21 protein-coding genes and 1 pseudogene are annotated in these 21853 nt (G+C 70.3%); 8 read left to right on the top strand and 14 right to left on the bottom strand.

Annotated elements, in window-relative coordinates; genetic code table 11:
- Positions 1-38: 38 nt before the first annotated feature.
- Genes crcB through BLQ91_RS25715 form a run of 3 tightly spaced genes read right to left on the bottom strand, consistent with a single transcriptional unit; the run spans position 39 to position 1124 of the window.
- Positions 39-377 (bottom strand): fluoride efflux transporter CrcB, encoded by a 339-nt coding sequence (gene crcB, locus BLQ91_RS25725; protein ID WP_090100604.1) that lies wholly within the window; start codon positions 375-377, stop codon positions 39-41.
- A complete protein-coding gene (locus tag BLQ91_RS25720) occupies positions 374-700 on the bottom strand; it encodes a fluoride efflux transporter FluC (RefSeq protein ID WP_245733811.1) in 327 nt (108 codons plus the stop codon). The genes crcB and BLQ91_RS25720 overlap by 4 nt, the downstream gene beginning before the upstream one ends.
- On the bottom strand, positions 681-1124 hold the full coding sequence (locus tag BLQ91_RS25715; protein WP_090100601.1) for a MarR family winged helix-turn-helix transcriptional regulator: 444 nt from the start codon (positions 1122-1124) through the stop codon (positions 681-683). Before BLQ91_RS25715 ends, BLQ91_RS25720 begins: the two co-directional genes overlap by 20 nt.
- A gap of 57 nt (positions 1125-1181) precedes the next feature.
- Between BLQ91_RS25715 and BLQ91_RS25710 the strand changes: the two genes are divergently transcribed.
- The 3 genes from BLQ91_RS25710 to BLQ91_RS25700 all read left to right on the top strand — a co-directional run bounded on the left by BLQ91_RS25710 (position 1182) and on the right by BLQ91_RS25700 (position 5131).
- Positions 1182-2216, top strand: coding sequence for an MFS transporter (locus BLQ91_RS25710; protein WP_090100599.1), 1035 nt, complete (start codon positions 1182-1184; stop codon positions 2214-2216).
- A gap of 84 nt (positions 2217-2300) precedes the next feature.
- The gene (locus BLQ91_RS25705) at positions 2301-3104 is read left to right on the top strand and encodes an SAM-dependent methyltransferase (RefSeq protein ID WP_090100597.1); all 804 of its coding nucleotides are present in this window, start codon (positions 2301-2303) and stop codon (positions 3102-3104) included.
- A 53-nt stretch (positions 3105-3157) separates the two neighbouring features.
- Complete coding sequence (locus BLQ91_RS25700) at positions 3158-5131, top strand: diguanylate cyclase domain-containing protein (RefSeq protein WP_090100595.1); 1974 nt, start codon at positions 3158-3160, stop codon at positions 5129-5131.
- On the opposite strand, the gene BLQ91_RS25695 is transcribed toward BLQ91_RS25700, so the two are convergent.
- The 6 genes from BLQ91_RS25695 to BLQ91_RS25670 all read right to left on the bottom strand — a co-directional run bounded on the left by BLQ91_RS25695 (position 5097) and on the right by BLQ91_RS25670 (position 11358).
- Positions 5097-6455: an NAD(P)(+) transhydrogenase (Re/Si-specific) subunit beta gene (locus BLQ91_RS25695; RefSeq protein ID WP_090100594.1), complete on the bottom strand. Its 1359-nt coding sequence runs from the start codon at positions 6453-6455 to the stop codon at positions 5097-5099. The two genes, BLQ91_RS25700 and BLQ91_RS25695, sit on opposite strands and share 35 nt — an antisense overlap.
- A complete protein-coding gene (locus BLQ91_RS25690) occupies positions 6452-6718 on the bottom strand; it encodes an NAD(P) transhydrogenase subunit alpha part 2 (protein WP_218130407.1) in 267 nt (88 codons plus the stop codon). The genes BLQ91_RS25695 and BLQ91_RS25690 overlap by 4 nt, the downstream gene beginning before the upstream one ends.
- Positions 6715-7812 (bottom strand): NAD(P) transhydrogenase subunit alpha, encoded by a 1098-nt coding sequence (locus tag BLQ91_RS25685; protein ID WP_090100589.1) that lies wholly within the window; start codon positions 7810-7812, stop codon positions 6715-6717. Before BLQ91_RS25685 ends, BLQ91_RS25690 begins: the two co-directional genes overlap by 4 nt.
- Before the next feature lie 39 nt (positions 7813-7851).
- The gene (locus BLQ91_RS25680; RefSeq protein WP_281199649.1) at positions 7852-8922 is read right to left on the bottom strand and encodes an APC family permease; all 1071 of its coding nucleotides are present in this window, start codon (positions 8920-8922) and stop codon (positions 7852-7854) included.
- 4 nt (positions 8923-8926) lie between these two features.
- Complete coding sequence (locus tag BLQ91_RS25675; RefSeq protein WP_090100587.1) at positions 8927-10102, bottom strand: nitric oxide synthase oxygenase; 1176 nt, start codon at positions 10100-10102, stop codon at positions 8927-8929.
- Positions 10103-10284: 182 nt separating this feature from the next.
- Positions 10285-11358, bottom strand: a complete 1074-nt coding sequence (locus BLQ91_RS25670; RefSeq protein ID WP_090100585.1) for an FAD-dependent monooxygenase — start codon at positions 11356-11358, stop codon at positions 10285-10287.
- Positions 11359-11429: 71 nt separating this feature from the next.
- Between BLQ91_RS25670 and BLQ91_RS25665 the strand changes: the two genes are divergently transcribed.
- The 5 genes and pseudogenes from BLQ91_RS25665 to BLQ91_RS43830 form a co-directional block, all read left to right on the top strand.
- Entirely contained in the window at positions 11430-11966 is a 537-nt protein-coding gene (locus tag BLQ91_RS25665; protein ID WP_090100583.1) for a TetR/AcrR family transcriptional regulator, read from the top strand.
- A 107-nt stretch (positions 11967-12073) separates the two neighbouring features.
- Positions 12074-13633 (top strand): ABC-F family ATP-binding cassette domain-containing protein, encoded by a 1560-nt coding sequence (locus BLQ91_RS25660; RefSeq protein ID WP_245733810.1) that lies wholly within the window; start codon positions 12074-12076, stop codon positions 13631-13633.
- Between the two features lie 31 nt (positions 13634-13664).
- Positions 13665-14873, top strand: coding sequence for a cytochrome P450 (locus BLQ91_RS25655; protein ID WP_090100833.1), 1209 nt, complete (start codon positions 13665-13667; stop codon positions 14871-14873).
- The gene (locus tag BLQ91_RS25650) at positions 14870-15061 is read left to right on the top strand and encodes a ferredoxin (RefSeq protein ID WP_090100831.1); all 192 of its coding nucleotides are present in this window, start codon (positions 14870-14872) and stop codon (positions 15059-15061) included. The genes BLQ91_RS25655 and BLQ91_RS25650 overlap by 4 nt, the downstream gene beginning before the upstream one ends.
- A 25-nt stretch (positions 15062-15086) precedes the next feature.
- Positions 15087-15221, top strand: a pseudogene (locus BLQ91_RS43830) (DUF2510 domain-containing protein); the annotation flags it as partial.
- A gap of 124 nt (positions 15222-15345) precedes the next feature.
- Here BLQ91_RS43830 and BLQ91_RS25640 read toward each other — a convergent pair.
- The 5 genes from BLQ91_RS25640 to BLQ91_RS25620 all read right to left on the bottom strand — a co-directional run bounded on the left by BLQ91_RS25640 (position 15346) and on the right by BLQ91_RS25620 (position 21832).
- The gene (locus BLQ91_RS25640; protein ID WP_176959958.1) at positions 15346-18270 is read right to left on the bottom strand and encodes an AfsR/SARP family transcriptional regulator; all 2925 of its coding nucleotides are present in this window, start codon (positions 18268-18270) and stop codon (positions 15346-15348) included.
- 292 nt (positions 18271-18562) lie between these two features.
- A complete protein-coding gene (locus BLQ91_RS25635; RefSeq protein ID WP_483810892.1) occupies positions 18563-19522 on the bottom strand; it encodes an NsdA family TPR-like regulatory protein in 960 nt (319 codons plus the stop codon).
- A 275-nt stretch (positions 19523-19797) separates the two neighbouring features.
- A complete protein-coding gene (locus BLQ91_RS25630; protein ID WP_090100575.1) occupies positions 19798-20004 on the bottom strand; it encodes a ferredoxin in 207 nt (68 codons plus the stop codon).
- A 1-nt stretch (position 20005) separates the two neighbouring features.
- On the bottom strand, positions 20006-21199 hold the full coding sequence (locus tag BLQ91_RS25625) for a cytochrome P450 (RefSeq protein WP_090100573.1): 1194 nt from the start codon (positions 21197-21199) through the stop codon (positions 20006-20008).
- 78 nt (positions 21200-21277) lie between these two features.
- Complete coding sequence (locus BLQ91_RS25620) at positions 21278-21832, bottom strand: TetR/AcrR family transcriptional regulator (RefSeq protein ID WP_090100571.1); 555 nt, start codon at positions 21830-21832, stop codon at positions 21278-21280.
- Positions 21833-21853 lie beyond the last annotated feature (21 nt).

The following is a 21853-nucleotide window of genomic DNA, read 5'->3' as shown; positions in this document are numbered from 1 at the left end:
CGACGTCCGCGAGTTCCTCGCGTTGGCAGCGCGGGAGTTCAGCGTGGGAGAGCCCATCCCAGGGATGCGGCACCCACTCCCAGAGCAACGCTGACCACCACGTTCAGCAGCGCCGGCCGGTACTTCCCGGCCTCCAGCAACTTCACCGTCTCGTAGCTGAACGTCGAATACGTGGTGAGCCCACCGCAGAACCCGATCCCGAGCAACGGCATCCAAGCCGTCCCGACGAAGAACCCGATCAGGAAGCACCCGAGGACGTTCACCGTCAACGTCCCCCAGGGGAAGTCCGACGAGTGCCGCCCCGACACGAACCGGTCCACCAGGTACCGCACAGGAGCCCCCAGAGCAGCTCCCAGGAACACGGCCAGCAAGGTCACCTGGTCACCCGCAACCCGAGGAACGCCGCCACCACAGCACAAACCGGCGTGGCCAGAAGCGCCCACGAACACGAGACGGCGTACGACGAGAACGTCGTGAACCCGCCCAGCAGCCCCACCCCGAAGAACGCACGCACCAACGGCCGAGGCACCAGCCCCATCAACACGCCGATCAGGAACGACCCCAGCACGTTGATCAGGAACAGCCCCCAGGCCCCGGGCACCAGGACGGACAAGCCGTAGCGCGCCGCGCCGCCGAGTCCACCGCCCAGCGACACCAGCGAGACGAACGCGGGAGACCGGTCAGGCGGTGGGTTCGGCAAGGTGCTCCACCAGGTGGTCCAAGGCCTTCAGGGCGCGCACCACGTCCTCCCTCTCCGAGGACTCCAGCTTGCCCAGCGCGGCACCGATCCGCTTCTCGTGCTCGCGCTGCCAGACGAGCAGCTGCTCATGTCCACGGGGTGAGACGGATAGCCGTGCTACCCGCCTGTCCCTGGGGTCTCCGCCGCGCACGACGAGGCCAGAGTCGATCAGTTGGGACACCAGGCCCGAGACCGTGTTGGGGGCGAGGCGGAGGGCCGCGGCGAGGTCGCCGACCTTCATCGGGGGACGTTCCGCGAGGGTCTGCAGCAGCTCTACCTGCGCCATCGGCAGGGATTCCCACGGCCAGTCGGCCCGGATGCTCGTCCGCAACGCCCGGCGCAGGCGGGTGACGACGTCGGTGAGCGTGCGGGCTTCGTCTGACATGCGGAAATCCTACTGAACCGCCGGATATACCTCGGTGTCAGATATAATCTGGACACGATGAACTGGTTCGTCACGGAGTCCCCCAGACCGGCGTGGATCGCACGCCGGTCGTACGCGCCCTGGCTGGTCATCGCGACCGTGTGCTTCGGGGCTTTCATGGGGCAGCTCGACGCCTCGATCGTCACGCTGGCGTTCCCCGCGATGGCCGCCCACTTCCACGCCGATCCCGAGTGGATCTCGCTCAGCTTCCTGATCACGCTCGTGGCGCTGCTCGTCCCAATGGGCAGGATCGCGGACCGCGTGGGACGCAAGATCGTCTACATCTACGGCTTCGCGTTGTTCACGGGGGCGTCGATCGCGTGCGTCTACGCGCCGGGGTTCGACGCGCTCATCGCGGCACGGGTCGCGCAGGCCGTGGGGGCGGCGATGCTGCAGGCGAACAGCGTCGCGCTCGTCACCACGGCGGTCGCGCCCGAGCAGCGGCGGAAGGCGCTCGGCGTCCAGGCCGCGGCGCAGGCGGCGGGGCTGGCTGCGGGGCCGTTGCTCGGCGGGTACCTGACGGAGCACCACGGCTGGCAGGCGGTGTTCGCGATCAACGTGCCGATCGGGGTCGTCGCCGTGATCGCGGGCCACTACCTGTTGCCTCGCACGAAAACGGTGCGGGACAAGGGGAAGCCGAGCTGGAAGGTCGTGCCGGGACTGGTGGGCGTCCTGCTCACCTATGCGGCCCTGTTCGCACCGATGACGTTGCTGCCGTTCACCATGCAACGACCGTTGGCACAGATAGGACTCACGGTCGCCGCGCTGCCACTCGGGTTCGCGCTGGCCGCGACGTTGCTCAGCAAGCCGGGCATCCGGATCGGGGCGCTGATCGCGGCCGTCGCACTGCTTCTGCCCGTGCCGCAGGTGGTCCAGCTCGTCGTGGCGGGCATCGGGCTCGGGATCATCGCGCCGGCGTGCACCAAGCGCGTCATGGGCGCGCTGCCGGAAGGGTCGGCCGGCGTCGGCAGCGGGCTCGTCAACGTCGCGCGCGGACTCGGCACCGCACTGGGTGTCGCGGTGGCGACACTGCTGGTCCACGCTCTCCCATGAGAGCCGATGAGAGCAGCGGTTCCGCTGCTCCGAACGGGCTCCTCGACTGCCGCCCCCGACTCGCCTCTCAGTACGCTGCTCCCCATGTCTGAACGGGTGAGCCGGGTTCCGGAGGGCGTCGACACCGGCAAGCCGAGTGCGGCTCGCCTGTACGACTACCTGCTCGGGGGCGGGCACAACTTCGCCGCGGACAGGGCGCTGGCGGAGAAGTTCCTGCGCGCCCAGCCGAACGCGCGGACGATCGCGCGGCTGAACAGGGCGTTCCTGCGCCGCGCCGTGCTCTTCATGATGGACAACGGCATCCGCCAGTTCCTCGACCTCGGCTCGGGCATCCCGACGGTCGGGAACGTGCACGAGATCGCGCAGAAGTCCGACCCCGGGTCCCGCGTCGTGTACGTGGACTTCGAGGAGGTCGCGGTCGCACACAGCCAGCTCATCCTGGAGAACGACCCGCGCGCGGCGATCATCCAGGAGGACATGACGAGGCCCGAAGCCGTGCTGAAGGCGGCGGAGGCGAGCGGTCTGATCGACTTCGCGCAGCCGGTCGGGGTCCTGACCGTGGGCGTCTTCCACTTCGTGCCGGAGAAGGCGGACCCCGCGTCGGTCGTGGCGGCGTACCGGGACGCCGTACCGGCGGGCAGTTACCTGGCGTTCTCCCACTTCACGCAGGACCTGCAGCCCGAGGAGATGGCCGGGATCGTCGAGGTGATGAAGAAGAGCCAGAACCCGATCTTCCCCCGCACCAGGACCGAGGTCGAGGGGTTCTTCAGCGGGTTCGAGCTGACCGAGCCGGGCATCGTGCCGCTGCCGCTGTGGCGGCCGGAAGGCACGAACACCGACGATCCGGACAAGGCGGGCATCTACGGGGCCGTGGGGCGCAAGCCGTAGAACGCCTGTCGTTGTTGGCCACCGGACCGGGAATCCGTACGCTCTGCACACAGATGGAACTTCCGGAACTCGCCGCCCGCTGGATGCACGCGCTGACGTCGACCGCGTACATCCCGCTGTCCTACGCCGAGATCGAGCAGGCCCTGCTCGACGCGCTGGCGCGACTCCCGGAGTCACCTGAATCGGTAGCCGATCGATTGGTGTCACTGCACGCAACCGGTCCGGACTCGTTGCGCGCCACGATCGAGGTCCTCTCCCCCACCTTCGGCCTAGCGCCGCTCGCCCGGTTGAGCTCCGCGTACGCACAGGCCATGCGGATGGACGCGTTCGACCAGCAGGAGCAGATCAAGGTCGCGATCGTGCGCGCCAAGCAACGGGTCGAGCGCACGCTCAAGGTCAGCCAGGCGCGGTTCCGCGAGGTCTTCGACTCCGCCGCGCTCGGCATCGTGATCACCGACCTCACCGGCCGGTGCGTCGAGGCGAACGACACGCTCGCCGAGATCGTGGGCCTGAGGTCCGGCGCCGACCTCACCGACCGCGACCTGCGCGACTTCTACCACCCCGAGGACATGGCCGCCTTGGGCGCCTCGTACCGGAAGGTGAGCGAGGGCCACCTCGACAGGTTCCGCGACCAGCGCAAGCTGGTCCGCGCGGACGGCGAGCCGGTGTGGGTGCACCTCGTGGTCTCGGTGCTGCGCGACGCGGACGGCGACCCGACGCACCACGTGACGATGGTCGAGGACATCAGCGAGCTGCACCTGTTGCAGCGCAACCTGGACCACCAGCTGCTGCACGACTCGCTCACCGGGCTGTCGAACCGCCAGCACTTCGTCTCCCAGCTCGAACGGCAGCTCGACGGCACGCCGATCACCCTGTACCACCTGGGGCTCGACGCGTTCTCGGTCGTCAACAACGGCCTCGGCCACGAGACCGGCGACAAGCTGCTCAAGATCGTCGCGCGCCGCCTGACCAAGCTCGCCCACGACAAGAAGGCGGTGCTGGCGCGGATCGGCGGCGACGAGTTCGCGTTGGTCGCGGTGGCGGACAACGTCACCTCGACCATCGTGGAGATCCAGGACGCCCTCGGCGAGGCGACGTTCGTGGACGACCACGGCATCGCGCTGTCCGCCAGCATCGGCGTCGTCGACCGGCCACCGGCGTTCGTCACGGCCGCCGAACTGATGCGGTGCGCCAACGCCGCACTGCGCCAGGCGAAAGCGCGCGGCAAGCGGCAATGGGCACTGCACGACCCGCACGACGACGCACGCCGTCGCGGCAAGTACGCGCTGGCCTCGTCCATGCCGGGCGCCTGGGAGCACGGCGAGATCGAGATCGTCTACGCGCCGGTGCACGACCTGGAGACCGGCGAGGTCCTCGGCGCCGTCGCCCGCCTGCACTGGGACCACCTGAGCCACAACGACCTGATGGCGCTGGCGGACTCGACGGGCCTGTCGCTGCCGATCGGCCGGTGGCTGCTGCGGGAGGCGTGCGCCCAGGCCGCGCGCTGGGCCGGGGAGTTCGGCGACAGGGCACCCGCGCTGCACATCGCCCTGGGTGCCCTGCAGTCCCGCGACGAGGACCTGGTCGCCGACGTCAAGGGAGCGCTCGACGAGACGGGCCTGCCCGCCGAACGCCTGCGCATCGCCCTGGACATCTCCTCGGTGCTCGCCGGCGACGACAACGCGTTGGTGCTGCACGACAGCGGCATCGTGACGGCGCTGGACGGGTTCCGCGGCGGGCACGACGAGCTCGCCGTGCTGACCGAGGTGCCCGTTCGCTCGGTGATCACCCGGGCCCCCGCCCCCGCCCCGGGTTCCCGGCTGCGGCGGGCGATGCGCGACCTGATCGCGACGGTGCACAGCTTCGGCGTGCGGTTCGGCGTCGACGAGGTCCACACCCCCGACGACGCCGAGCACTGGAGGTCCGCCGGCGCGGACGGCGTGATCGGCCTGCTGCCCGCCCTGTCCGCCGCCGAGGTGACGGCCCTGCTGGCTAGAGCTGCTTCACCGCCGCCAGGAGCTTCGTGAGCGAGTCCTTCGCGTCCCCGAACAGCAGCGTCGTCTTCGGGTTGTAGAGCAGCTCGTTGTCCACGCCGGCGAAACCCGGCCGCATCGACCTCTTCATGAACACCACCGACTTCGCGCGGTCGACGTCGAAGATCGGCATGCCGTAGATCGGACTGGCCGGCTCGTCCCGCGCGCCGGGGTTCACCACGTCGTTCGCGCCGACCACCACGGCCACGTCGACCGACGTGATGCCGGGATTGACGTCGTCGAGCTCCTTGAGCTGCTCGTAGGGCACGTCCGCCTCCGCGAGCAGCACGTTCATGTGCCCCGGCATGCGCCCCGCGACGGGGTGGATGCCGTACGACACAGCGACTCCGCGCTTCTCCAGCTGCGACACGAGCTCCCGCACCGCGTGCTGCGCCTGCGCGACGGCGAGGCCGTACCCCGGCACCACGACGACGTTGTTCGCGTACCCCAACAGGATCGCGACGTCCTCGACCGTGCCGGACTTGACCGTGCGCTGCTCTTCCTGGTGCGCCGTGGCGGTTGTCGCCTTGAACGCACCGAACAGGATGTTCGTGAGCGAGCGCCCCATCGCCTGCGCCATCAACCGGGTCAGGATGGTGCCGGACGCGCCGACGAGCGTGCCGGCGACGATCAGCAGCGTGTTCGTCAGCACGTACCCGGACGCCGCCACGGCCAGACCGGTGAACGCGTTGAGCAACGAGATCGCGATCGGCACGTCCGCCCCGCCCACCGGCAGCACGAACAGCACGCCGAGCGCGAGTCCCACCGCCGCCAGCGACCACAGCAGGAAACCGTTCGGCACCGCCATCGTCAGGGCGCACAGGGCGACCGACGACACACCGGCGGCGATCGCGAGCTGCTGCCCGGCCGGCAGGAGCACCGGGCGGGTGGTCATCAGCTCCTGGAGCTTGAGGAACGTGACCACCGAGCCGGAGAAGCTGACCGAGCCGATCAGGACCGTCAGCACGGTCGCGAGCCGGAACAGCACCGTGGTGTCCCGTACGGCGAAGAACTCCGCGAGTGCGACCAGGGCCGCCGCGGCACCACCGACGCCGTTGAACAGCGCGACCATCTGCGGGATGGCGGTCATCTTCACGGAGCGCGCGGCCGGGATGCCCACGGCCACGCCGAGCGCGACGGCCACCAGGATCCACAGTCCGTTGTGGACGACGCCGTGGACGTAAGCGGTGACCACTCCGACCAGCATGCCGAACGCGCCGATGAAGTTGCCGTAGCGCGCGTGCTTGGGCGAGCTCAGGCCTTTCAGCGCCAGGATGAAGCACAGCGCCGCGACGAGGTACATCAGCTGGACGATCATCTCTTGAACATCTCCAGCATCCGGTCGGTCACCACGAACCCGCCCACGACGTTCACCGTGGCCAGGAACACCGCGAGCAGGCCGAGAACCAGCTGCAGGGTGCTCTCGGCGGACCCGGTGATCAGGATCGCGCCGACCAGGATCACGCCGTGGATGGCGTTCGCGCCGGACATCAGGGGCGTGTGCAGGATCGTGGACACCTTCGAGACCACCTCGAAGCCCACGAAGACGGCGAGCACGAAGATCGTCAGCAGGTCGATCACGGCAACTCCTTGCGGATCTGGCCGTCGTGGGTGAGGCAGCAGCCGTCGAGCACCTCGTCGGTGAGGTCCGGCGACACCGTCCCGTCCGCGATCATCAGCTTGAGCAGGCTCACGACGTTGCGCGAGTACAGGCGGCTCGCGTGCACGGGCATCGACGACGGGAGGTTCTGCACGCCGTGCACCAGCACGTCGCCGACCCAGACCTCCGAGCCCGCGACGGAGCCCGCGTAGTTGCCGCCGGACTCCGCGGCCAGGTCGACGAGCACGGAGCCGGGAGCCATCGCCTTGAGCATGTCGGTCGTGACGAGGACCGGGGCCTTGCGGCCGGGGACGGCGGCAGTGGTGATCACGACGTCGGAGGCGGCGACGTGCTCGCCGATGAGCTCTCGTTGGCGTTCCAGGAACTCCTCGGACTGCACGGACGCGTAGACGCCCGACTGGGTCTCCAGGTCGAGCTCCAGGAACTTCGCTCCCAGGCTGCGGACCTCCTCGCCCGCCGCCTTGCGCACGTCGTACGCCTCGACGACAGCGCCCAGACGACGGGCGGTCGCGATGGCCTGCAGACCCGCGACGCCCGCGCCCAGCACCAGCACCTTCGCCGGGGGCACCGTGCCGGCCGCCGTGGTGAACATCGGGAGGAAGCGCGGCAGTCGTTCGGCGGCGACCAGCACGGCCCGGTAGCCCGCCACGAGTGCCTGCGAGGACAGGGCGTCCGCGCTCTGGGCTCGGGTGACGCGGGGCAGGAGGTCGAAGCTGAACGACGTGACCCGGCGTTCGCGGTAGACCTCGAGCAGGTCCCGTTCGGCACCCGGCTGCAGGAAGCTGATCGTGACGGCGCCCGGTTTCAACCGGGAGGCCTGGTCGAGCGTCAGCGGTTGCACGGACACGACGACGTCGGACTCGGGTGCCGGGTCCTCGGGCGTCACGGTCGCGCCCGCCGCCCGGTAGGCGGCGTCGGGGGCGTGGGCGTGTCGCCCGGCGCCCTCCTGGACTTGCACGGTCAGACCAGCGTCGACCAGCGACGACACCGTTTCCGGTACGCAGGCGACTCGGCGCTCGGCGGGCCGCGACTCTGCGGGGGTTCCCACTTTCACCGTACGCACGTTACGCGATCAAAGGTGACCTGGGCCACATCACAGTTGCCAGAGCACCGCACCGGCGAGGGTCAGGCACCCTGCCAGCCCAACGGCGGGCACGACCCGCTTACCGAGCGTCCACGCGCTGGCGTTGGCGATCGCGTAGTAGAGCAGCACGCAGAACGAGCTGAACACGATCGCCCGTGTGACGTCGACGGTGAGCACCAGCCCGATCGCGACCAGTCCGGTCGCGATCTCCGCCCAGCGCAGGTCGGCCAGGAACCCGGGCAGCCTGCGGTCGCGGGCCATCGCCAGCGCGGTCCGGCTGACGCCCAGTTGCAACGACAGCAACGAACCGAGGGCGGCCAGGCAAGCGGCGACGCGGATGACAGGCGCGAGAGAAGGCGACACGTCAGCCAGGGTCGACACGGCCAGGCGACTGCCCAGCGCGTTCAACGCCACGACAGCCACCACGGCGTAAACGACCAAGGTGATGGCCAACGCGATGACCACGGCACGGGGGATCGTGCGTTCTGGTTCTCGAACCTCCTCTCCGAGAGTGGCAATGCGCGCGTAGCCGGCGAACGCGAAGAAGAGCAGCGCGGCGGCGGGAAGGATTCCTGAGGGCAGGAACTCCGCCGGCTGCACGGCATCTCGTGCCGTCACAGCGGTCAGCACCAGGACGAGCAGAACAGCGATCACGATCACGCGGGTGACCACCGCCGACTTCTGGACGCCGGACAGGTTCAGCACGGTCAGCGCCACGATGGCCGCCACCGCAACGGTTTTGGGTGCGCCGACGTACACGCCGACCGTCAGCGCCATGGCCGCGCACGACGCCGTCTTGCCGAGCACGAACGCCCACCCGGCCAAGTCGCCCCACACGCGCCCGAGGCGTTCCCGGCCGTAGACGTACGTGCCGCCGGACTGCGGGTAGCGGGCCGCGAGCCAGGCGCTCGACAACGCGTTGCAGCAGGCGACCACGCCCGCCACGACGAGGCTGACGAGCAACGCGGACCCGGCCGCCGCCGCGGCCGGGGCGAACACCGCGAACACGCCCGCGCCGATCATCGAGCCGAGCCCCACGAAGACGGCGTCGGTGAGGGTGAGACTTCGGGTGAGCTGCACCCCGTCAGTGTGGAACAGGGCAGCCGGAGGGCTTGGCGGCGGGGAAGAAGTTCGGCAGCAGTTCACCCGAGTCGTAGTAGCGGTGGTAGACCGGCGTCAGCCCGCCCGACACGGGTGGCACGATCCAGGACCAGTCGGCGGGGCAGGACCGTCCGGCGGCCTCCTCCTTCTCCAGGTGCGCCAGGAACCTCTTCGACTCGGTGTGGTGGTCCGTGATCGTGACCCCGGCCTCCGCGAACGAGTGCAGGACGGCGCGGTTGAGCTCCACCAGGGCCCGATCGCGCCACAACGTCGCCTCCGACGACATGTCCAGGCCCATCCGCTTGGCGAGGTAGGGCAGCAGGTCGTAGCGGTCGTGGTCGGCCAGGTTGCGGGCGCCGATCTCGGTGCCCATGTACCAGCCGTTGAACGGCGCCGACGGGTAGTCGACGCCTCCGACGCGCAGGCGCATGTCGCTGATGGCCGGGACGGCGTGCCACTTCACGCCGAGCGCCTCCAGCCACGGGAGGTCGGGGTGCGACAGCGGGACTTCGAGCACCGCGTCGGCCGGGATCTCGACCAGCGCGGGGTCATGGCCCTCGCAGGAGACCATCAGCGGCAGCACGTCGAACGGGCTACGTGTGGACGGCGGCTGCCAGCCCCGCTGCACCGCGAGCTCGGTGAGCTCCAGGTTCCGCGCGTCACCGAGGACGCCGCCGTCGGAACCGCGGTAGGCGGCGTAGCGGATGATCTGCTCGTTGAGGATCCGCGGGGCGTGCGTGCCGGGTTCGGCGGGGGCGAAGACCGTGATGACGGGGCGGATCTTGCCCATGCCGGTGGCGACGCGCAGGTGCCGCACGCACTCCTTCGCGACGTCGGCGGGGGCCGACGTCTCCCGGAGGTCGCGCACCTTCAAGCTCCGCCAGTACAGGCGGCCGATGCAGCGGGAGCTGTTGCGCCAGGCCACGCGGGCGCCGAAGGTCAGTTCGGCGGTGGTGTGGCGGTAGGTGCCGGTCGCGGCGATCTCGGCGTGCACCTCGGCCAGCCTGGCCTCGACCGGTCCGAGGTCCGGGTGTTCGGCGTGGTGCTGCCGGACGAAGTCCTCGGCTTCGGCGATGTCGATCTCACCGGTGTTCTCGACCTGCGCCGGGGGAAGCGCCGTGAGGGAACGGGGCAGCACATCAGTCGGGACGGGGGTCATGGCGAGGCACCGTAGTTGCGCTTTCGTGCAGCGGAAACCGCCTGTAGCGCTACGCCGACTGGATCACTGGAGCGCGTCCGACACGCTCAGCAAGTGCTTGATACCGCAACTGGGTGACAATGGGCGCGACAAAGGGTGGTCTTGGACCGTTATCTCGCCGTCATCACACAGTGACCGGTGATCTAGGTCGGTGAGGGACTCGACCCGTTCGAGTGAACTTCGGCGGGTATCCGCCAACCGGTGAACCGCGTCATCCCTGTGACGGCCACCGAATGCGGCAAGAGGCGGAAGGCGGAGTTCCGCAACGCCAGGGCGACCGGCGACCGCACTTCGATGCCGAACCTGCCCGCCATCCGCGATCCTTTCCACACCGCCTGCGCGCGGGGCCTCCGCAACGCGTCGTAGCGGGCGAGATCGCCGCCGACGGCCGCCAGCGTCACCGCGTCCTCCAGCGCCATGCACGCCCCCTGCCCCAGGTAGGGCGTCATCGCGTGCGCCGCGTCGCCGAGCAGCGCCACCCGTCCCCGCACGAACGTCGGCAGCAGCGGCAGCTCGTAGATGTCGTGCCTGATCACGTCAGGGGTCGACGCCACGAGGTGGGGCAACGGGTCGTGCCAGCCGCCGAACAGCTCAAGCGGGTCCAACGAGGCCTGAGGGGGCGCCACGGCGGCCATGTACCAGCAGACCCGGCCGTCTCCCAGCGGCAGGATCCCCGCCTCGCGGCCGGGACCGAGCGTCTGCGAGATCGGCAGGTCGTACGGCCCCGGCGCCACCCCGCGCCACGCCGTCGCCCCCGCGTACACCGGTTCCGGCGCACCGGGCAGCAGTTCCGCGCGCAGCCGGCTGTGGATGCCGTCCGCCGCCACCACGAGGTCCGCGTCCAGCTCGTCGGCGCTGGTGACCTCGACGTCGTTGACGAGGATCTCGGACGGCAGGGCGCGCAGCAGGACGCCGTGCAGGTCGGCGCGGTGCATCGCGACGACCTTGTCCTGGCCGACGTCGGGCAGGTGCACGAGCCAGCGCCCGTCGGAGGACCGCACGCCGCCGGACACCCGCGGGGTGCCCAGCCGCCGGACCTCGTCGGCGACGCCCATCCACTCCAACGCGCGCAACGCGTTGGGCATCACCCCCACGCCAGCGCCGATCTCACCGAAGGACGCCGCACGCTCGTAGACGACGACCTCCCAGCCGACGCGCCGCAACGACACCGCCGCCGCCAGCCCGCCGATGCCGCCACCCACCACGATCGCCTTCATCGCATCCTCCTCTACAGGTGTAGAGGAATCTACACCTGTAGAGTGCCGTCCAGGACGAGATCGGGACCACAATGCGCAAAGACCTCATCACCGACACCGCGATCCAGCTCGTGGCGGAGCAGGGCATGCGGGGCCTCACCCACCGGGCGGTCGACCGCCGGGCGGGCCTGCCGGAGGGCTCCACCAGCGCGTACTTCCGCACCCGCAAGGCGCTGGTCGAGGGGTTCGTGGAACGGCTCGCCGCCCAGGAGCGGATCGACACCGCCCTCGACCCGGCCGACGTCGTGGGCAGCATCGCGAGGACGCTCGACAGCTGGCTCGTCGAGCGGAACCGGACGCTCGCCCGGTACGCGGCGATGCTCGAGGCCACGCACCACCCCGAGCTGCGGTCGATCCTGGTCCACTCGCCGCGCGAGCAGGCCACGGCACTCGCGAAGGCGTTGGGGCACGAGAATCCCGAACGCTCCGGCGCGCACTTCACGGCGTTCCTGGAGGGCCTGCTCTTCTACCGGCTCGTCGGCGGCGGCAGCACGACCGGTCCGGCGCCGGGCACCGAGGAGAGCGTGGCCGACCTGCGCGACGCCGTCGAAAAGGCGTTGCGGCCGTAAGTACCGTGGGTTTCATGGGATTCGGGTACGGGGTCTTCTACCTCTGATCACGGACGTGTGCCACCGCGCACCACGTCCTGATTTCGCGTACCCGGAAGAGGATTCCCGTGCATTCGCATGTTCATCTCACGACCCAAGATCTCACCAAGGGCTATGGGGCCGGACCCGTCGTCGACGGCATCTCGCTGACGGTCTCCGCAGGCCAGCGTCTCGGCATCATCGGCGAGAACGGCCGCGGCAAGACCACCCTCCTCCGCCTGCTGGCCGAAGACCTCGTGCCGGACCAGGGAACCGTGACGCGCCACGGTTCGTTGAGCCTCGTGCAACAGGAAATGCCGTTCAACGAAGGCGAAACGGTGGGGGACCTGCTGTCCGAAGCGCTGCGCGAGAGCCGTCGAGCACTGTCCGAACTGGACAGTGCGGCGGAGCCTTTCGACGAGCAGCGCTACTCCGCCGCCTTGGCGCACGCCGAGGACATCGAGGCGTGGGACGCCGAACGCCGCGCCGACATCGCGCTCAAGGCACTCGACGCGGACCACGACAGGTCCGCGGGGCTGGCCCGGCTCAGCGTGGGCCAGCGCTACCGCGTCCGGCTGGCCTGCCTGCTCGCCGAACGCGCGGACGTCCTGCTGCTCGACGAACCGACCAACCACCTCGACGCGGCCGCGCTGGCGTTCCTCACCGAACGCCTGCAGCAGCACCACGGCGTCGTGGTGCTGGTGAGCCACGACCGCACGTTGCTCGACGAGGTCTGCACACAGCTGCTCGACCTCGACCCGAGCCCGGACGGCGAGGTGCACCTGCACGGCGGCGGCTACCGGGCATTCAAGGAGGCCAAGCGCGCCGAACGCCGTCGGTGGGAGCAGCGGTTCGCCCAGGAGGAGGCCGAACACGACGAACTGGCCGAGAAGGTCGATCGCGCCCAGACGCGGCTGAAGGACGCGTGGCGGCCACCCAAGGGGGCGTTCAAGCACAAGCGCGGCACGCGTGCCGCGAACAAGATGCGCAACGTCGCCCGCAGGCTCGAGGAGCTGGACGGCCAGCGGGTCGGCGCTCCCCCGCCGCCGTTGCGCTTCACACCACCCGAGCTGGAGGCGAGCGGCGACCTGCTGCACGCCACCCCGCTCACGGTGCCGGGAAGGCTGGAGCTCACCGAGCCGATCTCCCTCGGCGCGGGCGACAAGCTCCTGGTCACCGGCCCGAACGGGGCCGGCAAGTCGACGCTGCTCACCGTGCTCGCCGGCCGGCTCCAGCCGTCGAGCGGCACCGTCCGCCACGCCGGCAGGGTCGCGTTGCTGGCGCAGGAGTCGTCGTTCGAGGACGAGGACGCCACCGCGGCGCGGCTGTGCCCGCGGGTGGAGGAACTCGGCCTGCTGCGGGGCGAGGACGTCACGCGGCCGGTCAACCGGCTCTCCACCGGGCAGCGCAGGCGCCTGGAGCTCGCGATCCTGCTGAGCGGCGACCCGCACGTGCTGCTGCTCGACGAACCGACCAACCACCTGTCGATAGCCCTGGTCGACGAACTGACGGAGGCGCTCCAGCGGACACCGGCCGCCGTGGCCGTCGCGACCCACGACCGCCGGATGCGGACGGATTTCGGGTCGTGGCGTTCCGTCAGCCTGAAATCTCCTTCACGGAGTCATGAATTTTCTGTAGCTTCGGAATAGGTCCTCTGCCGAGCACTGGGAGGTGTGCGAGATGACCGAACTGATCTCCGACGAACTGCCCACGAAGCGCCAAACCCCGTTCGACCCGCCCGCCGAGGTCACCGAGATCCGCGAGAAGGCCCGCATCAGCAGGCTGAAGTTCGCCGACGGTCACCTCGGCTGGCTGGTCACCGGCCACCACCAGGTGCGCGAGGTGCTGGGAAGCCCGAAGTTCACGAACGACCCGTCGAAGCACCACATGCTCGACGTCCGGTTCCAGGGCGAGGCGCCGCCCGAGCGGCGCAAGGTCGAGCCCGGCATGTTCCTGAGCCAGGACCCGCCGGACCACACCCGGCTGCGCAAGATGCTGCAGGGCCAGTTCACCGTCCGGCGGATGAACCAGCTGTCCGAGTGGATCGGCACGATCGTCGACGACCAGCTCAAGCACCTGCGGTCGTTCGACGGCAGGGCGGACCTCGTGAAGGAGTTCGCCCTTCCCGTGCCGTCGCTGGTCATCTGCGCGATGCTGGGCGTGGACTACGAAGAGCGGCACCGGTTCCAGGAGGACACGGCGAAGCTGCTGAGCCTGGAGTCGACGTTCCAGGAGGCCATGGACGCGATGGGGCGCATCCAGGCCTTCATGCGGGAGCTCGTCGCCCGCAAGAAGGAGACCCCCGGCGACGACATGATCAGCGACCTGATCGCCACGGGTGAGCCGACCGACGAGGAGGCGGCGAACATGGCGCTGCTCCTCCTGCTGGCGGGTCACGAGACCACGGCGAACATGCTGGGCATCGGCACCTTCACGCTCCTGCAGCACCCGGAGCAGCTGAAGGTCCTGCGCGACGAGCCCGAGATCGTCGACAACGCCGTCGAGGAGCTGATGCGCTACCTGTCGATCATCCACTTCGGACCGGTGCGCACCGCGACCGACGACGTGGAGATCGACGGCCACCTCATCAAGGCGGGCGACACCGTCCTGATGCACGTGCCGGCGGCGAACCGGGACCCGGAGAAGTTCCCCGGCAACCCGGAGGAGCTGGACCTGCGCCGCCCGGCGAACGGCCACGTCGCGTTCGGCCACGGCATCCACCAGTGCCTCGGCCAGCAGCTGGCCCGCATCGAGATGCGGATCGGGTTCTCCAAGCTGTTCCAGGAGTTCCCCGACCTCCGCCTCGACGTGGCACCGCAGGACGTCCCGCTGCGCACCGACATGGGCATCTACGGGGTGCACTCGCTGCCAGTAGCGTGGTCGTCATGAAGATTTCGGTCGACCAGTCGAAGTGCTGCGGATCGGGGATGTGCGTCCTGACCGACCCGGACCTCTTCGACCAGAACGAGGACGACGGCACCGTCGTGCTCCTGCAGGAACACCCGGACGAAGCACACGAGGCCACCGCGGAGGAAGCGGCCGGCCTCTGCCCCGCCGGGGCGATCACGATCAGCTGACCGCCGTCGGTGCCGGGCGACACCAGTGCCCCGTCGCCCGGCACCGGCGACCGCTCCGCCCTGGGCTCGGGCCGTGAACACCGCGCCCGGCTGGTACCCGGACAACGCCGGCCCGCGCTACGTGCGCTGGTGGGACGGCAACCAGTGGACGAACCCCTGCGCCGCATGGGAAGCGGCGACGCAACCACGCGCGACATCGGCCCCGGAGCAACCACCGCCCCAAGGCGACTCCACTCCGAAAGCGCCGACTCCACGAAGCCGACGTCACTTCGAAGGCGACCACCTCACGAAGTGGCCATCCGCAGCTCCTCCACCTCGGCCTGGAACCCGGCAGCAGTCAGCGTCTCCTCGGCCAGCCGCCACTGCTCCCGAGCCTCCCGCGCCCGCCCGGCCCGCTCCAGGGCGTTCCCGAACACCCGCAGGGAGCGCCCGAACTCCGGCGGCGACCCCATCCCGCGAGCCGACTCCAACGCGAGCGACGCCAACCTCAGCGCCTCGTCGGCCGAGTGGGCCATCCCGGACCGCAGCCGCCACACCCAGATCCGGCCCTGCCGGTCGTCGTGCGCCTCGAAGAACTCCCAGGCCTGCTCCAGCTGCTCCTCCGCGGCGGCGGCCGACCCCGACCGCACCAGCGTGTCCGCGAGGAACAACCGGACGTTCGCCGCCAGGTCCGGGTCGCCGAGCTCCTGCGCGGCGGCCAGCGAGGACCGGAGCAACGAGACCGAGAGCTCCAGCTCACCGGTGAACTGGTGCAACCGCCCCAGTTCGAGCGTCGCCATCAGTTCGCTCTGCTCGTCGCCCATCTCGCGGGCGATCAGCCGGGCCCTCTGCAGGTACTCCGACGCGGCGCTCAGCCCGCCGGCGCGCCGTTCGATGGCGCCCAGTGAGCACAGCACCTCGATCTCGCCGTGCCGGTTCGCGGAGGCGGCGAACCGGGTCATGGCCTCGCGGTGGGCCGAGCGGGCCTCGGCGGACCGGCCGCTCCACTCGTGCATCCAGCCCATGCCGTACCAGGCGTACGCCTCGCCCCACACGTCCCCGGCGGCGGCGAAACCCTCTTGCGCCGCCTGGAAGTTCTCCGAGGCGGCGGCGTAGTCGTGCATTCGCGCGCGCAGGATTCCGCGCTGCTGGAACAGCATCGGCCTGCGGTCGGCCGGTGCGCACGACAGGCCCTGGCAGTTGATCTGCTCCCAGTCGTCGAAGCGCGCCCGCAGGTCGCAGAACGCCATCGACCGGATCGCGAGCTCCGCGGCGAGGTCGCCCAGCCCGAGCGCCGCGGCCTGGTTGATCACGGCGTGGACGTTCTGCCACTCCGCGTCGAACCACTCCGCCGCGTCGCCGAGGTCGAACGGTTCCAGCGCCACGGGATCGAGCCGGACGCCCTGGTGCGGCAGCTCCGCGTCCGCGCGCATCGCGAGGTCCAGCCACTGCTCGAACAACGGCCTCAGCGCCACCGCCGGGTCCTCGGTGGCGGCCTCGCGGCCGAAGGCGCGCAGCAGGTCGTGCAGGCGGTACCGCACCTGTCCCAGCGCGTCGCGTCCCGCGTAGTCGACCAGCCTGGCGTCGACCAGGGCCTCGACGTGGTCCTCGGCGTCGTCGGGGTCGAGGCCGAGCAGCGGGGACGCGACCCAGGCCGGGAAGTCCGGGGTGTCCACCAGCGACAGCAACCGGAACGCGATCCGGTGCGACTCGTCGAGGCCGTCGTAGGACATCGCCAGCGAGGCGCGCACGTCGAGGTCGCCCAGCGAGAGCTCGTCGAAGCGGCGGCGCTCGTCGGACAGCCGGGCGGCGAGCTTCGCGAGCTGCCAGTGCGGGCGTGCCACCAGGCGAGCCGCCGCCACGCGCAGCGCCAGCGGCAGGTTGCCGCAGTAGGTCACGATCTCCTGTGCCGCGGCGGGTTCGGCGGCGCAGCGGGCTTCGCCGACGGCCGCCCGCAGCAGCGCCAGGGCGTCGGACGGGGGCAGGACGTCCAGCGGCACGACGTGCGCCGCCTCCAGCCCCGCGAGGGCGGCGCGGGAGGTCACCAGCGCGGCCCCGGCCGTGGTGCCCGGCAGCAGCGGCCGGACCTGGGCCTCGTTCACCGCGTTGTCCAGCACGACCAGGACCCGCCGGTCCGACAGCAGGTCGCGGTACAGGTCGACGCGGTCGTCCACAGTGGACGGGATCGCACCGCCCGACACGCCGAGGCCGCGCAGCAACCGGTCGAGGGCCGCGGCCGGCTCGACGGGCTTCTGCTCGCCGCCGCGCAGGTTCAGGTACAGCTGGCCGTCCGGGAAGGCGTCGCGCACGGCGTGGGCGCAGTGCACGGCCAGCGAGGTCTTGCCGACACCGCCGGGTCCGGTGATCGTCCACGTCCCGCCGGAGCGCAGCCCGGCGGTGAGGCGCGCGACCTCGTCGGCACGTCCGGAGAAGTCACCCACCGCGGGCGGCAGCCACGACGGTCCCGCCTGGACGGCGACCGGTGCCGACGAACCGGCGAGGACCTCCATGTGCAGGGCGCGGAGCTCGGCGTTCGGGTCGATGCCGAGCTCGTCGGCGAGCACCTCGCTGGCGCGGCGGTAGACGTCGAGCGCCTGCGCCTGCTGACCGGTGCGGTGCAGGGCGAGCATGAGCTGGTACCAGAACCGTTCGCGCAGCGGGTGTTCCGCGACGAGCGAGCGCAGCTCGTCGACGACCTGGTCGTGCCGGCCGAGCTGCAGTTCGGCGTCGTTGCGGCGTTCCAGCACCTCCCAGCGCTGCTCGTTGAGCCGCTGCACGTCGGTCTGCTCCATCCGCAGCGACGACACCTGGTCGAGCGCCGGTCCGCGCCACAGCGCCGCGGCCTCGCCCAGGAGCCGGGCCTCGGTCTCGAGGTCGGGCGCGCGCCGGGCCTCGGCGCGCAGGCGCTGGAAGGTCAGCAGGTCGAGCTGGTCGTCGTCGACGTGGATCGAGTAGCCGGTGGGCCACGTGCGCACCAGTTTGCGGTCCGCCAAGTCGTCCAGCGACTGCCTCAACCGCATGACGTACGTCTGCAGGGTCGCGCGCGCCGCACCCGAAGGCTCTTCGCCCCAAAGGTGTTCCATCAGCTCATACGTCGACACGGGCGCGTTGGCTTTCATCAACAACGCGGCGAGCAGGACACGCTGCTTGGCCGAGCGCAGTTCCACGACCCGGCCGTCGTCGACGACCTGCAACGATCCGAGAACCCTGAACCCCCAACGCCGTTGCATGACGCCGATCCTAACCAGCCGGTAACCCTGACGTGTCAGCGAAATGTCAGCGGGCCGCGTGATGATTCTCGCCCAGGGGGAGGACAACCCCGGCCGCGGCATCGGCGTTGTTCATGGGGGACGACGCCCGGAAACCGGGCAGCACCGGTGCCGCGGCCGACGCGCGGACCGGAGCGGCGCTTTGGCCCCCCAGCGGGGCGCCGCTCCACCCCGACGGTGTCGCCGGGGCTCGAAAGCCCAACCTCTCCTCGGGCCCCGGTGACGCCTCCACGACGAACAGCGCGAGCACGCCCTATGCGGCACCCTGCGAGCTCGTCATGAACCTCCCCAGGCTCGACGCCAGCTGGTCCGCGGCCTCGTTGCCCCGCAAGCGCACCGCCTCCTGCTCCAACGGCCGCATGCGGTCGCGGGTGCGCGCCGAGCGGATGGGGCCGGACACCGCGATCGCCTGCTCCCCGACCTCCAGCGCCTGCTCGGGTTCGTTCCGCACCAGGTGGTTCATCGCCAGCGCGGCGAGCCGGAACGACTGGCTGCGCGAGGTGTCCTCGCCCCCGGAGGAGATCGCCTTGGTGAGCAACGGGATCGCCGATCGCGCGTACCTCACGTCGCAGGTGCGCGCGAGCTCCGTGTGCACCATGCCGCCGATCGACACCAGGTCGGCCAGGTCGAAGAACCGCGCCCACGGCGGCGCGTCCTCCGTGCGGGCACGGGCGAACTCGTCCTCGGCGCAGGCGAACTGGCGCAGCGCCTGCCTTTCGGCGCCCAGCTTCGCCAGCGCCCACGCCTCGTTCGCGTGCAGGATGGACATGGCCAAGGTGGAGCCGCTGTCCCGTGCGATGGGCAGTCCTCGGCGGAACGAGGCCAAAGCGTCCTCCGCCAGCTCGTGGTGCAGGTGCACGCGGCCCATCCGGTAGTGGATGTTCGCCTCCAGCGCGCAGTTGCCCGATGCGCGCGCGAGGCCCATCGCACGGCCGAAGTGCAGGTGCGCCGACTCCAGCAGTCCCATGTCGAACGACGCCCAGCCGGCGAGGTTGTGCAGGTCCGCGATCGCGACCTGCAGCCGGTGCGGCGCCCTGCCCACCGAGCCGGCGTCGAGCAGCGGGGTCGCCCAGTTCAGCACCGCGACGCAGGCGTCCCGGCAGGCACCTCCGCCGTATTCGCGGTCCAGCGCTCTGAGCGCACTCGTCAACGTCTCGACATGCCGCACGTCGGTTCTGTCCACGCGATCTGGAAATGCGTCGCCGTTGAACATGGTCGGCCCTCCTGACGTGCGCCGGACACCTCCGCAGAGCTGTCCGTCGCACACCGCCGGTACTCACCGCGCCGCCGACGCCGTCCCGTTGTCCGGCCTGGTCGGGAAGGGTCTTCCGACTCTCTCGGACGTGTCGGCGCGACCGCCACAACGCCGTGGTGGCCGCGCCTACGATTTCGGACGGTCGTGGTGACCGGAAAGGGCCATAGAGGTGTCGGCGAAGGGGAACTGACTCCGTTTCCCGTGATGGCACCTCACCGGAACGGCCGCTCAGTTCACTCTTCCAGGGTCACCACCTGAGCGGGGCACCTGTCCACCGCGTCACGAACCGCCGGCAGCAGCTCCGCGGGAGGCTCGGCGATGAGCACGAGGCCGAGCCCGTCGTCGTCCGACTGGTCGAACACGTCGGGCGCGGCGAGCACGCACTGGCCCGATCCGATGCACCTCGCCTGGTCTATCCGGACGGTCGCGTTCTGCCGCACGTCACCACACCACCGGGATCTCGGCGGCGCCGTAGGTGATCATGTCGTTGCGGTAGCGCATCTCGGTCACGGGGACCGCCGGGCGCAGGTTCGGGAACCGCTCGAACAGCGTCCGCAGCCCGATCTGCAGCTCGGCGCGGGCCAGGTTGGCGCCGAGGCACTGGTGCGGGCCGAACCCGAAACCCAGGTGCGACACGGCATCCCGTTCCAGGTCGAGCTCCTCGGCACGCGGGCACAGCGCCTCGTCGAGGTTCGCCATGAGCGACACGCTCACCCAGTCGCCCGCCTTGATGAGCACGCCGTCGACCTCGACGTCCTCCGTCGCCCTGCGGGTGAGACCCGGCCCGCCGAGCTGTCCGACGGTGTAGCGCATCAGCTCCTCGACCACCACGTCCGCACGGCCGGGATCGCGCCGCAGGACCTCCAGCTGGTCGGGCTTCTCGAACAGGTGCAACGTGAACAGGCCGAGGAAGTTCGACGTCGTCTCGTGGCCGGCGGCGAGCAGCCCGATGCACAGGAAGATCAGCTCGTCCATGCTGAAGTCCGTGTCGTTGGCCATCAGGCCGATCATGTCGTCGGTGGTGCCCGCGGCCTTCTTCTCCGCGACGATCGGCGTGAGCACCTCCGCGAGCTTGGTGGCGTGCGCGAGGTACTCGTCCTTCGAGCCGTTCTTGCCGAACAGGTCGCCGGCCGTGGCCTGGAACAGCTCCTGGTGCTCCGGTGGCACGCCCAGCAGTTCCGCGATCACGAGCGACGGCAGCGGCAGGCACAGGGAGCTGACCAGGTCGGCGGGAGCGCCCTTGGCCTCCATCGCGTCGAGGTGCTCGTCGACGATCTGCTGGATGCGGGGACGCAGCTCGTTCATGCGCTTGACCATGAAGCCGCGCGAGAGAGGACGGCGCAACCGCATGTGCTCGGCGCCGTCGATGCCGTTGATGTTGCCGGGCTGGTCGGGGTCGAGCACCGCCTCGCCCTCGTCCGTGCGCATCTCCGGCTGGCCGCCCTTGCGCGTGCTGAACCGCGGGTCGGAGAGCACCTGCCGGACCCCGGCGTAGCTCGACACCACCCACGCCTCGACACCGTTGGGCCAGACCATCTTCACCGGCCCGCCGCTGACGGCCTCGGCGAAACCGGTCGGCGGGTGGAGCGGGTGGTCGCGTTCGTGGTGGACCGGGCAGACAGCAGCTTCAGTCACGGGAGCCCCCTTCAACAGAACAGAACTGTTCTTTTGAAACCATGACCGAACGTAGCGCAGCGACTACGATCTGACGAGTCATTTGGTCCTGAAGGTCCCGATGAGCGGTCTCAACAGGCCGTCCACGATGCCGCCGACCACGTCCTGCTCCTCCGAGCGCAGCACGAACGTCGAGATCAGCGCGGTGATGAGGATCCCGGCGTCGAGGTCGTCCGGCAGCTCACCACGCGCCTTCGCCCGATCCACCGCGACCTGCAGGTGCAGCGTGTACGCGCGGTCGATGTGCTCCTCGCGCAGGTACGCGAGATCGGCGTCCTGGCGGCTGCCTTCGAGCAGCCCCAAGAAGATCCCCGCGGTGTCGAACGGCATCGGATCGCCCCACGCGACGAGGATCCGGCGGACGTCCTCGGCGAACGTGCCCTCGTCCGGCTGCGACAGCTCGGGCAGGTTCGCCTTCAGGGCGTCGGTGATCAGCCGCGCCTTGGACGGCCAGCGCTGGTAGAGGCTCGCCTTGGACGCGCGGGCCCTGCTCGCGACGAGGTCCATGTTGAACCGGGCGTAGCCGACCTCGGCCAGGACGTGGAGCACGGCGGCGAAGACCTCCTGCTGACGCGCAGGCGCGTCCAGCGGCATGCGACCCAACGCCTCCCCCTC

The organism is Lentzea jiangxiensis, assembly GCF_900104175.1.
In the GTDB taxonomy this organism is placed as follows: Bacteria; Actinomycetota; Actinomycetes; order Mycobacteriales; family Pseudonocardiaceae; genus Lentzea; species Lentzea jiangxiensis.
Note: the sequence above shows the minus strand (reverse complement) of the source record. Positions and strands in the feature narration are given on the sequence as shown.